This window comes from Paenibacillus sp. JQZ6Y-1 (assembly GCF_040719145.1).
Classification (GTDB): Bacteria; Bacillota; Bacilli; order Paenibacillales; family Paenibacillaceae; genus Saccharibacillus; species Saccharibacillus kandeliae.
Genome location: NZ_JBFDUZ010000002.1, coordinates 347,810 through 362,412, shown reverse-complemented (window position 1 = coordinate 362,412; position 14,603 = coordinate 347,810). Strand labels below are relative to the sequence as shown.

The window sequence follows — 14,603 nt, the reverse complement described above, 5'->3', positions numbered from 1 at the left end:
AAAAAAGATTATACTGGAATTCCGAAGTTCCATTTCCATTTTGTAGTCTCACTATTTATATGTCGGCATTTCAGCGCAAAAGTTGATGCTTTTTCAACATTTCAATCGAATGGAGGGGTTCGCATGGAAGCAACGGAAATGACAAGCAATCTAATTTTACTGCTGGGAACCCTGCTACTACTTGGCGTGTTATCCGCCAAATTCTCCTCGCGGTTCGGTATGCCAGCACTGGTCTTCTTTATTATTGCTGGTATGGTTCTTGGCAAATTCATTTATTATGACAATGCGTTTATTACCCAATGGTTCGGTGTACTGGCGCTGGTGATTATCCTATTCGAGGGCGGGATGCAGACGGACTTCCGCCAGATTCGCCCGATTATTCGTCCTGCTCTATCCTTGGCAACAGTGGGTGTACTGCTGACTGCGTTTGTGATCGGATATTGCGCTCATATTATTCTGGGCGTGAGTCTGATGGAAGGGCTGCTGTTCGGTTCGATTGTTGGCTCAACCGATGCCGCCGCCGTCTTCTCTGTATTAAGTGGCAAAAATGTACGTACCCGGCTCACCTCCACACTAGAAGCGGAATCCGGCAGTAACGATCCGATGGCGGTTTTTTTGACCATTATGTTTATCGAATTGCTGAACAATCCAGCAACTAGCATTTGGAGCGAGATTTTCTCATTTGTATGGGAAATGGGCTTTGGGCTTGCACTGGGGTTAATCTGCGGTAAATTATCCGTATTCCTGATTAACAAAATCAATTTCGAGACGTCCAGTTTGTATCCGGTGCTGGCCATCTCTAGCGCCCTGTTCACGTACGGCGTCAGCTCGCTTACTCATGCAAGCGGCTTTCTCGGCGTATATGTAATGGCGCTGGTGATGGGCAATTCCGATCTGACCTATCGGCGGACGATTCTGCAATTCAATCAGGGCTTCGGCTGGATTATGCAGATCTTGATGTTCGTCCTGCTCGGTCTGCTCGTCTTCCCTGAGCAGTTGCCATCCATCATCTGGCAAGGTCTGGCACTATCATTGCTACTGATTATTATTGCGCGCCCACTCGGCGTGTTCGTCAGTCTCATGTTTAGCCAATTTAATTTCCGTGAAAAGACGCTGCTCTCATGGGCAGGCTTACGCGGTGCTGTACCGATTGTGCTTGCCACCTATCCTCTACTGGCAGGTGTAGAGCATGGACAGCTCTTTTTCAACGTAGTCTTCTTCGTTGTGCTAACCTCAGCGTTAATTCAAGGCACGACCATCTCGCCACTCGCGCAAAAACTTGGTCTGGTGGACAAAACGATTGATCAGCAGCCATCCATTATGGAGCTGGTTGCAACTGGGCGCACGCACTCCGAGATCAGTCATATGACGCTGACCTCTCAGAGCAAGCTGATCAACCGCGAATTGCAGGAGATTGATCTTCCGGCCAGCGTGCTCATTACCGCTGTCTTACGCAACGAAGATATTATTACGCCACGTGGCGATACGATGCTACTGCCTGGCGACAAAATCTATCTGCTCGGCCCCAAAGCCAAGCGTGAAGATATTCGTCGCCTGTTTACCGGCGAAGGCAATCCGTCTGCATCGTAATTTCGATAGGACACCAATCAAAAAGCAGTGCCTCCTCTTCTGGAAGCACTGCTTTTTATCGTTATCTATAAGCTCAGACCGGTATTAACCCTGACCGGCGATATTCGCGGCCAGAATGACCGGTCCGCGCGGCTGGTCGCCTGTTCCATCTGGCTCCAGCGTAATCGCAATCGTATCATAGTCTTCCGGTTTGAACGTGTAATACATCGCTCCGTTCCCGCCTCTTGTTAGGAAGGTACCGGCGCTCTGTTTGATATTCCCTTTAATCAGCCATACTTGGAACGCCTGAGTGCCTTCCAGTTTAGGCAGGTTGTCAGCCTGTACCAGCAGATGCGTGCCTTTATCATCAATCACAATCGTCGCTAATCCTTGAGCCACAATATCCTTGGCTGCTGGGCTTAGCTTGACCGCTTCATTCACGCGCAACCCCTGACTTGGCATGGAGGCAGCTACGATCTGCTGCTGCAGGCTGCCAATTTGATTGCTGGTCATGGCAAGCTGTTGCTGCATCGTATTCAGCTGTCCACGCAGACTGCCTGCATAGACGCCGATCAGAATGGCAGCGACTACGGCTACGGCTGTCGTGATACGCCAGATGGCGCCGCGACTGGTACGTGTATTTGAATTTGCTCCTTGTGCTGCTGGCTCACTTTGACGCTGAGGCAGCGGAATGACATTCGGCATTGATGGTTGTGATGCTATCGTTTCTTCGGTTGATGATGTGCTCGCGACTGGTACTTCCGGTTCGAACGGCAGTCCAAATGCAGAATCTGCCTGTCCACTGCCCGGTTTGCCCTCAGCAAATACCCGATCCAGTACACGGCTTTTCATTCCTTTTGGTGGTGTGACAGGCTCGGTGACCAGCGGCAGAAAGCCGACAACTTCCCGCAATTCTTGCACGGCAAGGCGGCATTGTTCATGTTCTCTCATATATGCCTCAAATTGCTCCTGTTCTTCCCGATCCAGACCGCCGAGTACATACATTTCGACCATATCCATCCACTCGTTATTGTTGTGCTCGTTACTCATATGCGTTTCCCCCCTTTACCGCTTCAGCAAGCTTCCCATGAAGCTGCCGTATCGCAAGTCTGACCCTGCTTTTGACGGTTCCAAGCGGAATGCTGAATTTCTCGGATACTTCATGTTGCGTCAATCCTTGAAAATAGATCGACTCTATCACCTGCTGCTGTTCTTCGCGTAATTCCATCATGGCCTCGCGGATGCGCTGTCGCTCCCAATTCATCGTGACCTCTTGTTCTACATCCGTCCCTGTATCGGGAATCACCTGTAGAACCTCATCACCGACGGCATCGGCCGCTGCGCGTGATGATTTGCGCCGCAGCATGTCTACTGCTATATTGCGTGCGATTGTAAACATCCATGTCGAAAGCTTCCCCTGGCCCCGATCATAGCGTTCCGCATGATTCCATACTCTCAAAAACAATTCCTGTACTACCTCTTCCGCCGCCATCGTATCGTGCACGATGCGGTAAGCGAAAGCATATACTGCGCGTTCATAGCGATCATATACTTCTTCCAAAGCTTCGGTGTCCTTGCGGGCAATCCGACGCATCAATTCTTTGTCGTCCAACATTTCACTCATCCAAGGGCTCCTTTCCCATTCCCCTCTATTATAACGTTCGCACAATATTTTGCGATGGATGACTTTTGTGCAACATTATTTTTTCATCCTGTTATATAGAAGGTGGGCGCTGATTTCCATATTGTTGTATTTTACGCGTAAAATCAAGATTCGACATTTGCCAAATCCCTTCGTTTTTCCAATGATTCTAACAACCGAGCATAGCGCCCGCCTATGTAAAACGATGTCGAATAAAAAATCCCTCCATGTCGAAAAATCCAATATTTTCATATTTATAAAATTTACTTCCTTAATCTTATATCCTGTCTTTTGCATGAAACGGCTGCTAACCGTTTAATAACACATTGCGGACCATTTGCATCACACCATGACATACATATTCGTCTGCTGCAACCCTTTTCTCCCCTTATCCGGTGAACCTTTATGCTGGTTCAGGGCAACCCGTCGTCGGTTTTTCATGTCCATTTCGATAGGCATGTTCACTAGGACCGCCTATCCATTACCCCAAAGGAGTGTGGGAAGATGTTCAAATCGGTTCTCTCTAAAGCCTGTATTCTGCTGATGGCTGTTGTATTACTCGTACCTGCCGCTGCGGGTGCAGCCGCAACAACCAAAGGTGCTGGCTCCGACCTCCGTGCAGCGCTCGGACAAATTCTCGGTGAGCATGCCCTGCTGGCAATCATCGCTATGCAAAAAGGCATCGACGGCAAAGCAGATTTTGATCAGGCTGCTGCTGCACTGAATGCGAATACGGATGATCTGACAGCTGCTATCGCTTCCGTTTATGGCGATGCTGCCGGTCAAGCGTTCAAACCGATCTGGGCTTCGCATATCGGCTTCTTCGTCGATTATGTCAAAGCGACAGCTGCCAATGACAGTGCAGGCAAGCAAAAAGCGAAAGACAATCTGGCTGCGTACAAAGTACAACAAGCCAAATTCTTTGCCGATGCTAACCCGAATCTGCCACAGGCTGCGCTTGAAGCTGGTCTGGAAGAGCATATCAATATGCTGTTGAAAGCGTTTGACGACTATGTAGCCAAAGATTACACTTCGGTCTATACTACAGCCGATCAAGCGTACAAGCATATGTTTATGTTTGGTGATACTCTGAGCGGTGCAATCGAAAAGCAATTCCCGGATAAATTCACGAGCGACATGTCGACTACACAAGCCTCTGATCTGCGTTCCGGTCTGGGCATTCTGCTGGGCGAACACGCGACGCTGGCAGTGTGGGCGATGCAAAAAGGGATCGACGGTGCGCCTGACTTTGATCAAGCTGCCGCACTACTGAACAAAAATACCGATGAACTGTCTGCTGCCGTTGCTTCTGTATACGGTGACGCTGCGGGTCAATCATTTAAAACGATCTGGGGCTCACATATCGGCTACTTTGTTGATTATGTGAAAGCAACAGCTGCCAATGACAGCACAGCCAAGCAAAAAGCAAAAGACGAGCTGGCAGAGTACAAAGTAACGCAAGCCAAATTCTTTGCTGATGCCAATCCGAATCTGCCACAAGCAGCCTTGGAAGCTGGTCTGGAAGAGCATATCAATATGCTGCTGATGGCATTTGACGATTATGTAGCCAAAAACTACACGGGTGCATACGATCAAGAACGTAAAGCCTATGCTCATATGTTTATGTTTGCTGATACTCTGAGCGAAGCAATCGTGAACCAATTCCCGACCAAATTCGGCGGTACATCCAGTGGTGGCTCCACGACACCAAGCACAAACACTCCACCAGTAGATCACAGCAATATGCCGGGTATGGGTAACACAGGCACTGGTTCCGGCAATACAACTGCTGATGCCAGCCCTGAGCTGCAAACCAAAGTGATTCAGTTTACCCTGAATAGCAAAATGTACATGGTAAATGGTAAGTCCGCTACGATGACTACCAAGCCGGTCGTATACCAAGGCAATACGTATATTCCGATCCGCTATCTGGCTGCCAACATTGGCGCTACCATGTCCTACAACAACAAAACCAAAACGACAACCCTGAATACTGGTAAAGAAGTAATCGAATTCTGGGTGAACTCCAATATTTACAAAGTGAACAATATGCAAATGAAGGCGAAAGCAATGGTCATTTCCAGAGACGGACGTACCCTCGTTCCAGTACGCTGGGTCGCTGATACGTTTGACTGGAAACTGGGCTATGCCAACGGTGTCATTTCCCTGAGCAAAACGTACTAATCTCTTTGTAATAAGCTTCAGGAAGTGTCACGGCAATAAGCAGGTGTAGACGTGTAAAGAAGACATACACCCCTCGCTTGCATTGCAGATCACGCTTTTATATGCAACGACCAGCAGCTCTCCATCTGGGGCTGCTGGTCGTTTTTTATATCCTGATACGCCTGCCGCTATATGATGCGCTTGTAACTGTATATTCTAGATTCATTTCCGTAGTCCAAATGGAATCACTATTACACTTTAGGGGTAAGTCTATGCAGGACGCTATTTTAGCTATGTAATGCAGCACAATATTGCATTGCTCGCTTGCTTTCCCTTCGATGGACCCACAACCATATATTCATACACGAAACAAAATTGTAACTTTTTTGGTACTATCTGATTAACTACTTTGGAATAGGTTTATACAATACTTAGACAGCAGCGTATCGACAAATTCGATCATCCCGATGTTGCAGCGCGCGGCATCATAACGGGCAGAAATCGAAAATTCAGCTGTATCATTCTCAGCTGATGTAAGCGTTATAGTACAGCCGTTGTCTGTATCTTTCGCTTATCGCTTCAGTCTGAGAAATCAAATACACATAACTTGCAAAGGGGTAATCAACCATGAAAATGAGAAAACTGCTTGCACCTGTACTGGGTCTTTCCCTGATGTTGCCAGCCGCTGGCGCTTTCGCTGCGGAAGGTACAACTGCCGACTATAATCCGGAGCTGCAAACAAGAGCGATCCAGTTTACACTGGGCAGCAAAATGTACATGGTGAACGGTATGACAAAAAGCATGGCTATTATGCCAGTAGAATACATGGGCACTACATACGTGCCATTGCGCTACCTGGCAGCTAACGCCAACATGAAAGTATCTTACGATGCAATGACAGATACAACATGGCTGGATACTGGTCTGGCTCGCTACGAGTTCTGGACCAAAGGTACAAATGCCAAAGTCTACAAAGTAGACAACATGCGCAAAGGCTTGAACCAACCGATCATTTCCCGCAACGGTCACACAATGGTGCCAGTACGTTGGTTCGCTGAGAACTTCGACTGGAACATGTCCTACAGCGGCGGCATGATCACACTGTCTAAAGTATATTAATCCACTTTATCGTTTGCACCCTTCCGCTCCGCGGATGGAGACGGAAGCGGCATACAGGTCAACTAGGGAATACATCGCAGACTCCCTGCTTGCCTCTTCGCAAACGAACGCTGGATACAAAAAAAGGACTTCCTTCACCGGAAGTCCTTTTTTTGTCTCTCTCTTTGTACATCTGTTTGTGTCCTTCTTTTTGTATCTCTATTACTGTTCGTATTTTCATATCCTCATGCTAATTTTTGACTTTTATGCAGTATAGGTGTATACTATGAAGTGTTGTTTTTAACCCTCGGTTTTATCCTTCGCAATTTTCCGGGTGCTGCCGGAATCATTTCAAATTTCCTTTCTTTTCTTACAAACCATTGAAATTTGAGTATCTGATTCACACTGGCGCGGTCATCGGAGCCGCAAGGACAAAAGAGAGGTAGGGCTTTTGTTGTTTTGGATTCATCGTATACAGAGCGAGGCTATTCCATGTACGTCCATCCTGTATACACAAAGCAAGCGAACCAAAACCGTCCCCGTCCATCCATTTCACATTCACCGCACACGGGGTTACGGGTTAACGATAGCTGCAGTTAAGCAGCCATATGACACCGGAGAGCAGGTCTACGCAGCCTGACTCTGTAACTAAAGCAGTACATTTTGCACCTCAGGCATCCCAACATGCCACGCAAAATCCGGCTACACCAATTACACACATTGTTGAGCATGAAGCAATTCACATATGGCTCGTAGGCTGCATGAACGGCTTATGGCATTTCAAGCACAAATCAAACATAAGACGCAACACCAGATCCCCGGCAGGACAACCACACGTTGTCCCACCGGGGATCGTCCAATTTATAGACCCATATCCTTAATGCTCAACCTCTAAAAGCCCTCTTTTGCATAAGATGTAAAAACGATAAAGTCTGCACCCGCACATAACGAAGGAAACGAAATAAGGAAAAAGGGCGACTTCTAGTGTTTGCGATTTTCAAACACGTTGTTCAATGAAAAGTGATTTTTGCGAAGCAAAATATCTTACTACTTTGGAGGTGCGAGAATCTACATTCACTCCTATTCCGTAGATTCTCGTGCCTCCACCGGAGTCCTGTTTCCTTATTCCTTTCCGAAGTGATGTCCGCACAAAACTCTATCCCCTCCCCACCACCAAAAAAGAGCAAAAAAAGAGACCTCATCATTCGCAGCTGATGAGGTCTAAAGATATAGTAATTCAAAAGGGGTTATTACAGACACTATACCGCATATATCTTAAAAAAACCTGACAATAACCTTAAAGAAACATTAATTTTATCATTTTAGGTATCCTGATTTATAATATTGGGCAAAAAAAGAACGCCACGGTCGCAGTCCATGGCGTTCAATCTGTTTATATATTCAAAAGGGGTATGCGTTAACTATAGCCACCTTTTCTTAAAACTTTATGAACTTGACCTAAAAAAGCCATTAATTTTGCGATTTTAGGCTTTTTTTGCTCAAGAGGGGTTGGAATCCGCTAATTTACTACGTACAGAATCCAATTTGTACTGTGCTGACGTCGGATGATCGCGCCGATCATCAATTTTGACCGCTGTGGATACACGTCCCGCTCCCTCCTCAAACGGGCTTTCATGCAACGCTTGAATCGCTCGGAACACATCGCCAATCTCACCCTCGATAATCGTACTCATCGGTGTCAATTGAATGCTGATCCCCTGCTGTTTATCCAATACACGCTGCATTTGTGCCACATACGAACTCAGACTGGTGCTGCCTGTACCGACCGGAATCACGGTCACTTCTGCAATTGCCATCGTAAACTCCTCCTCTATACCGCATTTGATTGTATTCTATTCCTGTTTTACCCAAAATCCAACCCTACCATCAGACAATGTACTGATCTTTCCTTTCTTTTCGCATAGCATCAAGGCACATGCGATTTTATACCTTTGTCAATATATTGTGTCATATCACAGACTGAACGCCTACATATAGAATACAATTACCGATTGTTTATGTTTAGTATGGACCATTTGAGTAATGGAAAGGATGAGCTGAACTGATGACTATTCATCGCTCCCTGATGAACCCTGCTCACTTGTTGAGCCATGACGACACTTCCACTCCGCCACCAGCAGCATCAGATATACAAGTGGCACCGAGCATCCCTGTAACGACATCATATGAACAGCATCCCATCATGGAGATGGGCGCACATATTATGTATGGTGAGCACGAATCAGCACGTGAGAATGCCAATCTGAACGGCGACAGCTTTTCCGGTAAAATGAGCCGATTTGGCAGTGAATATTCAAAATATTATACAAAGGCACGTATTCTTCCGCCGCATATCGCCGAAGCGGTCCAGCAGAATCGTATCTATATTCATGATCTGGATCATTATGCGCTCGGTACGACCAACTGTATCTTTATTCCGTTTGAACGGCTACTACGAGATGGCTTTAGCAGCGGTAACGGCAGTCTGCGTACACCCAATTCGATTATGACAGCAATGGCGCAGGTGGCGATTATTTTCCAATGCCAGCAAAACTCTCAATACGGCGGTGTTGCTGCCAACAAGCTGGATTATGATCTGGCACCGTATGTCACCCGTTCGTTCCGCAAGCATCTGCGCAAAGGGCTGCATTATCTGGGCGAATGGACAGCAACGCAGCTCTCTGAGGAGCAATCTATTACACAGAGGGAGCAGTTGATCGCACAGGCGCATATGAATGACAGCGAGCTGGAGCTACATTATCCGCTGGCTTACCGATATGCAATGGAAGAGACGCGCAATGAGACATTCCAAGCAGCGGAGAGTCTCATTCATAATCTGAATACGATGTCGAGTCGAGGCGGCGGACAGATTCCGTTTACAAGTATTAATTATGGGACATGTACCTCGCCGGAAGGTCGATTGGTAATGGAGAGCCTGCTAGCGGCGACCGTTCGCGGCTTGGGCAATGGCGAGACACCTATTTTCCCGATTCAAATCTTCAAGTGCAAGCGGGGCATTAATCAACAGCCCGGCGATCCCAATTACGACCTATTCCTAAAAGCAATCGACTGTACATCGCGTCGGCTATATCCAAACTTCGCGAATCTGGATGCGCCGCTAAATCGCGAATATCTGGTAGAAGGTGATCCCGATACGGAGTTTGCCACGATGGGCTGCCGTACACGCGTCGTTGCCGACCGATTTGGACGGAATCATCTGTCCGGTAAGGGCAATCTGTCCTTTAACACGATCAATCTGGTGAAGCTGGGGCTGGATTACGGTACTGTGATGCCAAGATCGGTGATACCAAGATCGAACATGTCTTTCTTCGTAGCGTCTTCGGATGATTCCATGACGTCAGTTCGTCGTCAGGAGCCGGATGAACAGGGCTTTTACCGAGCGTTGGACGAATGTATGCAGCTGGCGGTGGAAGCCCTACTGCATCGGTTTCACATTCAGGCGGCGCAGCCTGCCAAGGCTTCGGACTTTATGATGCGGGAAGGGGTATGGGAAGGTGGCAATGAATTGGCACCGGACGATGCCGTTGGGGAGCTGCTCAAGCATGGTACGCTGTCGATTGGTTTTATCGGGTTAGCGGAATGTATGTATGCTCTGTATGGTAGCCATCATGGTGCAGATGATGCGATCTATCAAAAAGCGCTGAACATGATACGCCATATGCGTAACATATGCGATCAGTGGAGCGAACAGTACAATCTGAATTTCTCGCTGATGGCAACGCCCGCCGAGGGGCTATCCGGCAAATTCGTCGCCGTGGACCGTCAGCATTACGGCAGTATTGCTGGTGTTACCGATCGTGAATACTACACGAACTCCTTTCATATTCCGGTCTATCACAGCATCCCTGCCGCCGATAAAATTCGATTGGAAGCGCCATTCCATGAGCTATGCAACGCGGGCGCGATCTCCTATATCGAGCTGGACGGCAATGCACGACAAAATCATGAAGCGCTACAGCGGATCATACACTACGCTCTATCGCAGCAAATCAGCTATTTTAGCATCAATCATCCAGTGGATCGTTGCACTGCCTGCGGATATGAAGGCATCATCGGCTCCCATTGCCCATCATGCGGGGAATCAGAGCAGCACGTCCATATCGCCCGTCTGCGCCGCGTCACCGGCTATCTGACTGGCGATTATCAGACGCGCTTCAACCCTGCCAAGCAGGCAGAGGTGCGCGACCGGCTCAAGCATCGCTGATGAGCATGAACATTTGCGGTTATATTCCAGAGTCGATCAATGAAGGGCGAGGTGTGCGGGCGGTTGTCTTTATTAGCGGCTGTCGTCATGCTTGTCCGGGCTGCTTCAGTCCGCATACATGGTCGTTTACCGCTGGGGAACCATTTACCGCTTCGTTACAGCAGGACATCATCGACGGCATGGCACGTAATCCGCTACTAGACGGGTTGACGATTGCGGGCGGCGATCCGTTCTTCTCTGCTGACGACGTAGCGCTATTTGTGGAGAAGGTGCGTGCGCAATTGCCCCAGCTGTCGATCTGGATATATAGCGGATTTACATGGGAGCAAATCTTTTTTCAACAACCTCAAAAATATTTGAAACTTCTATCCTTATGCGACGTATTGATTGATGGAAGATTCGAGAAGTCGCTACGCGATGTGTCTCTGCCGTATCGTGGCAGCAGCAATCAGCGAGTCATTGATGTGCAGCAGAGCATCTATCAGCGACAGGTTATTCTCTGGCAATCTCCGCTAAGTTTGTAGAATGAAATCGTGCAAGTAGTCAAAGTAGATAAAATAAGCCAATCCAAGCACGATAAGCACAAGCAATATTTTCTACTTTTGCAAAATTTTATTGTACAAAATATTGACTTATACTAGTAAATTGCATATGATGTGCTTAATGTAACAGCCGGGCTGCTTCAATCCGAACCATCCGGTGTTATATATACTCATTCCCACTTCAAACACTACCTTAATTTCATAAACCTATTCCTGTTAAAGGGGAGTAGCTGTACAGGCAACGTCGTCATTACGGGTGAATAACCCCGGCTTTGCTTGGCAATCATTCGAAATCTGAATGTCATTGTTAGCGAGACCTTTACCACAAAATTGGTGAAGACTCGCTATTTCTTGGGAGACCTTTACCTTTGTGGTAAAGGTCTCTTTTTATATAGAGGCTGCTAATGGCCGTTAACAACAATTTATTTCTAGGAGGAGTCTTATGGATGCAGCATTATTGTTAGAGTATGGCTGGGTACTGCTCGTATTGATCGCGCTGGAAGGTTTGCTTGCTGCCGATAACGCGTTGGTACTGGCGATTATGGTTAAGCATTTGCCGGAGGAGCAGCGCAAAAAGGCATTGTTCTACGGTTTATTCGGGGCATTCGTATTCCGCTTCGCTTCCCTGTTCGTTATCTCGTTCCTCGTTGACGTGTGGCAGGTGCAAGCGATTGGTGCCCTGTATCTGTTGTACATCTCCATTAACCACATCGTCCGCCATGTGTTCGCCAAGTCGAAGACAGATGAAGCTGCCGATGACAAAGGTCCAGCTGCTAACCCGAAAAAGCAATCCGGCTTCTGGATGACCGTCTTCAAGGTCGAAGTTGCTGATATCGCGTTTGCGGTTGACTCCATTCTGGCGGCGGTTGCATTGGCTGTCGCGTTGCCTGCAAGTGGATTGCCGCCAATCGGCGGTCTGGATGGCGGTCAGTTTATCGTTATCTTCTTGGGTGGTCTGATCGGTCTGATCATCATGCGTTTCGCCGCCTCGTTCTTCGTTCGTCTGTTGCAGGAGCGTCCGGGTCTGGAAGTTGCCGCATTTGTTATCGTCGGCTGGGTCGGTGTGAAGCTGTCCGTCATTACATTGGCTCACCCAGCACTGGCAGTCATTCCAGAGCACTTCCCTGAAAATAAAATTTGGAAGCTCAGCTTCTACGTTGTTCTCGTCGCCATTGCTGCTGCCGGTTGGTTCTTGTCCAGCAAACGCGAGATTCCAGAAGATGAGAACGCAGTAAAAGAAGTCAAACAAGAAATCAAAGAAGACCTGTAAATGGAATGAGCTAACAGTACACAGCAATCTTGTATTGCGAGCTATGCCATTCCTCATTGTTACCCCAAGGCAGTCTCTACGGAGGCTGCCTTTTTTATTTGCTGTTTACTGCTGTATTCGCTCTATTCATTCCTACGGAACAACGGTCATCAATGGGAAAATACCAGCAATTTTATCCCTTTTTTACTCCGTATGCTCGCTTAATGAGCATACGTTCGGGTATGAGATACATATAAACTTTTTTTGAAAATTATGGATTTAATATTATTTTTTTGAATAAAGTGACGAAATAGTTATATGTAAATGTTTATTTCCAATTCTATCCTTCTCTCTCAACGGTTGCTATTTGAACCGTCCATTTCTCTCCTTATTCATAGCCCGAACGTTACGCACACGCATCTGGCAGTTGTAATTTGATTTTGTGAATTACATAGCTCTAGCCAAGCATCACACTACACTAAATGGAGTGAATATTATGCGAATTGCCGGTAATTTTAAGACGTTCACCAAGTTGATCGTTGCTTTTATTCTAGTATCCCTTATCGTTGCTGCTGTCGGTCTGTATAGCATGATCAATTTAAACCGGATGAAGGGCAGCGTCGATAATCTGTACAGCAATAATCTAGTTTCCATGCAGCATCTGTCTGACGCCGAACTGTCTCTGCAAAAAATGCGTGTCGCTTCGCGCGATATTGCTCTCAGCTCTACTACACAAGATAAACAAACCGCATTGGACACCGTACCCGGTCTGATTGAAGACGTAAACACAGGCATCGCTGGTTATCGCAGCACCCCACTCTCTACCCAGGAACAAACAGAACTGAAAAACTTTGAACAGCTGTGGACAAAGTATCAGGAAGTCTACAATCAAGCGATTCAACTGGCACAAACGTCATCGGCTAGCGCCTTCCAAACCTTTGTCAAAGAAAGTGTGTTGCCAGCTGGCACCGATATGTACGCCAGCATCGCCAAACTGAATGAACTGAATGTGCAGCAGGCAAGCAATGCCAACCAGTCTGCCAATACGATATTTAATAACTCTCGCCTATGGACGACAGTCTGGGTGATCGTTGGCTTTGCGTTCTCCTTGCTACTAGGAACGATCATCGCTCGTATGATCAGCCGTCCACTCAAACAGATTGCCAATCTGCTCAAAGATGTAGCTGCCGGTGATCTGCGTCAGCGCTCCTCGTTGACTGGACGCGATGAGATCGGACAACTGGCTGCCGCTGCCAATGATATGTCCAATCGTCTGAACATGCTAGTAGCCAGCATTATTGATTCGGCTCAAAATGTCGCTGCCACTTCCGAGCAAATCTCCGCGAGTACGCAAGAAATTGCCAGCAACAGCGCCAACCAGTCCCAATCTGCCCACTCCATTGCCCAATTGTTCCGTGATATGTCGACAGCGATTGATGATGTAGCACACAGCGCTGAAGAAGCTGCCGAAATTGCTGATCGTACAGTGGAAAAAGCTCGCAAAGGTAGTGATCTGGTAAATCAATCTGCCGATGGCATGCAGCTGATGAGCGCTCAAATGCGCAAGCTGGAGCTGGACTCTAACCAGATCGGCGACATTATTGAGGTGATCGACGATATTGCCAATCAGACCAATTTGCTAGCGCTGAACGCTGCGATTGAAGCGGCACGCGCTGGTGAACAGGGACAGGGCTTTGCTGTCGTTGCCGACGAAGTGCGCAAGCTGGCAGAGCGCAGCGGAAGCGCCACCAAGGAAATTACCGGCATCATTCGTTCGATGCAGAAAAATATGCAGCAAAGCCTGAACACTGCTGAGCTCAACACCGAACATTCGGTGAGTACAAGCGAAGCATTTAACGAGATTATGGGTCGCATCAATGACTCGTCACTGAAAATCAACGGAATTGCCGCTGCCAGTGAAGAACAAAGCGCCCAATCGTCCGATGTGGTTCATTCGGTCAACGAAATCGCTGCCGCTAGTGAAGAAGTTGCTTCCGCGTGTGAACAGACTGCGACCTCTTCGCAAACACTGGCTCAATTGGCTGAACGTTTGCAGGATTCAGTGAATACTTTCAAGATTTAATATGCCTTTCGCTTCAACTGACTGATCTGCCA

General features: G+C 47.6%; 10 protein-coding genes. 7 read left to right on the top strand and 3 right to left on the bottom strand.

Going from position 1 to position 14,603, the window contains the following annotated elements; translation table 11 throughout:
- Window positions 1-123: 123 nt before the first annotated feature.
- Window positions 124-1,590 carry a potassium/proton antiporter gene (locus tag ABXR35_RS15310; protein ID WP_367062257.1) on the top strand — a complete coding sequence of 489 codons (1,467 nt, stop codon included), beginning with the start codon at window positions 124-126 and terminating at the stop codon, window positions 1,588-1,590.
- 84 nt (window positions 1,591-1,674) lie between these two features.
- On the opposite strand, the gene ABXR35_RS15305 is transcribed toward ABXR35_RS15310, so the two are convergent.
- A complete protein-coding gene (locus ABXR35_RS15305) occupies window positions 1,675-2,619 on the bottom strand; it encodes an anti-sigma factor (protein WP_367062254.1) in 945 nt (314 codons plus the stop codon).
- Window positions 2,612-3,193, bottom strand: a complete 582-nt coding sequence (locus ABXR35_RS15300) for an RNA polymerase sigma factor (protein WP_367062251.1) — start codon at window positions 3,191-3,193, stop codon at window positions 2,612-2,614. The genes ABXR35_RS15305 and ABXR35_RS15300 overlap by 8 nt, the downstream gene beginning before the upstream one ends.
- Window positions 3,194-3,715: 522 nt before the next feature.
- Between ABXR35_RS15300 and ABXR35_RS15295 the strand changes: the two genes are divergently transcribed.
- On the top strand, window positions 3,716-5,395 hold the full coding sequence (locus tag ABXR35_RS15295; protein ID WP_367062248.1) for a stalk domain-containing protein: 1,680 nt from the start codon (window positions 3,716-3,718) through the stop codon (window positions 5,393-5,395).
- A gap of 606 nt (window positions 5,396-6,001) precedes the next feature.
- Window positions 6,002-6,493: a stalk domain-containing protein gene (locus tag ABXR35_RS15290; RefSeq protein ID WP_367062245.1), complete on the top strand. Its 492-nt coding sequence runs from the start codon at window positions 6,002-6,004 to the stop codon at window positions 6,491-6,493.
- A gap of 1,478 nt (window positions 6,494-7,971) precedes the next feature.
- Here the strand turns inward: ABXR35_RS15290 and ABXR35_RS15285 are convergent.
- Window positions 7,972-8,289, bottom strand: a complete 318-nt coding sequence (locus ABXR35_RS15285; RefSeq protein WP_367062242.1) for an MTH1187 family thiamine-binding protein — start codon at window positions 8,287-8,289, stop codon at window positions 7,972-7,974.
- A gap of 386 nt (window positions 8,290-8,675) precedes the next feature.
- Here ABXR35_RS15285 and ABXR35_RS15280 point away from each other — a divergent pair, with 386 nt between their 5' ends.
- The 4 genes from ABXR35_RS15280 to ABXR35_RS15265 all read left to right on the top strand — a co-directional run bounded on the left by ABXR35_RS15280 (window position 8,676) and on the right by ABXR35_RS15265 (window position 14,571).
- Window positions 8,676-10,697, top strand: coding sequence for an anaerobic ribonucleoside triphosphate reductase (locus tag ABXR35_RS15280; RefSeq protein ID WP_367062817.1), 2,022 nt, complete (start codon window positions 8,676-8,678; stop codon window positions 10,695-10,697).
- Window positions 10,698-10,702: 5 nt separating this feature from the next.
- Window positions 10,703-11,221, top strand: coding sequence for an anaerobic ribonucleoside-triphosphate reductase activating protein (nrdG, locus tag ABXR35_RS15275; protein WP_367062815.1), 519 nt, complete (start codon window positions 10,703-10,705; stop codon window positions 11,219-11,221).
- A 460-nt stretch (window positions 11,222-11,681) separates the two neighbouring features.
- Window positions 11,682-12,509: a TerC family protein gene (locus ABXR35_RS15270; RefSeq protein WP_367062239.1), complete on the top strand. Its 828-nt coding sequence runs from the start codon at window positions 11,682-11,684 to the stop codon at window positions 12,507-12,509.
- A gap of 475 nt (window positions 12,510-12,984) precedes the next feature.
- Entirely contained in the window at window positions 12,985-14,571 is a 1,587-nt protein-coding gene (locus ABXR35_RS15265; RefSeq protein WP_367062236.1) for a methyl-accepting chemotaxis protein, read from the top strand.
- Window positions 14,572-14,603: the final 32 nt, after the last annotated feature.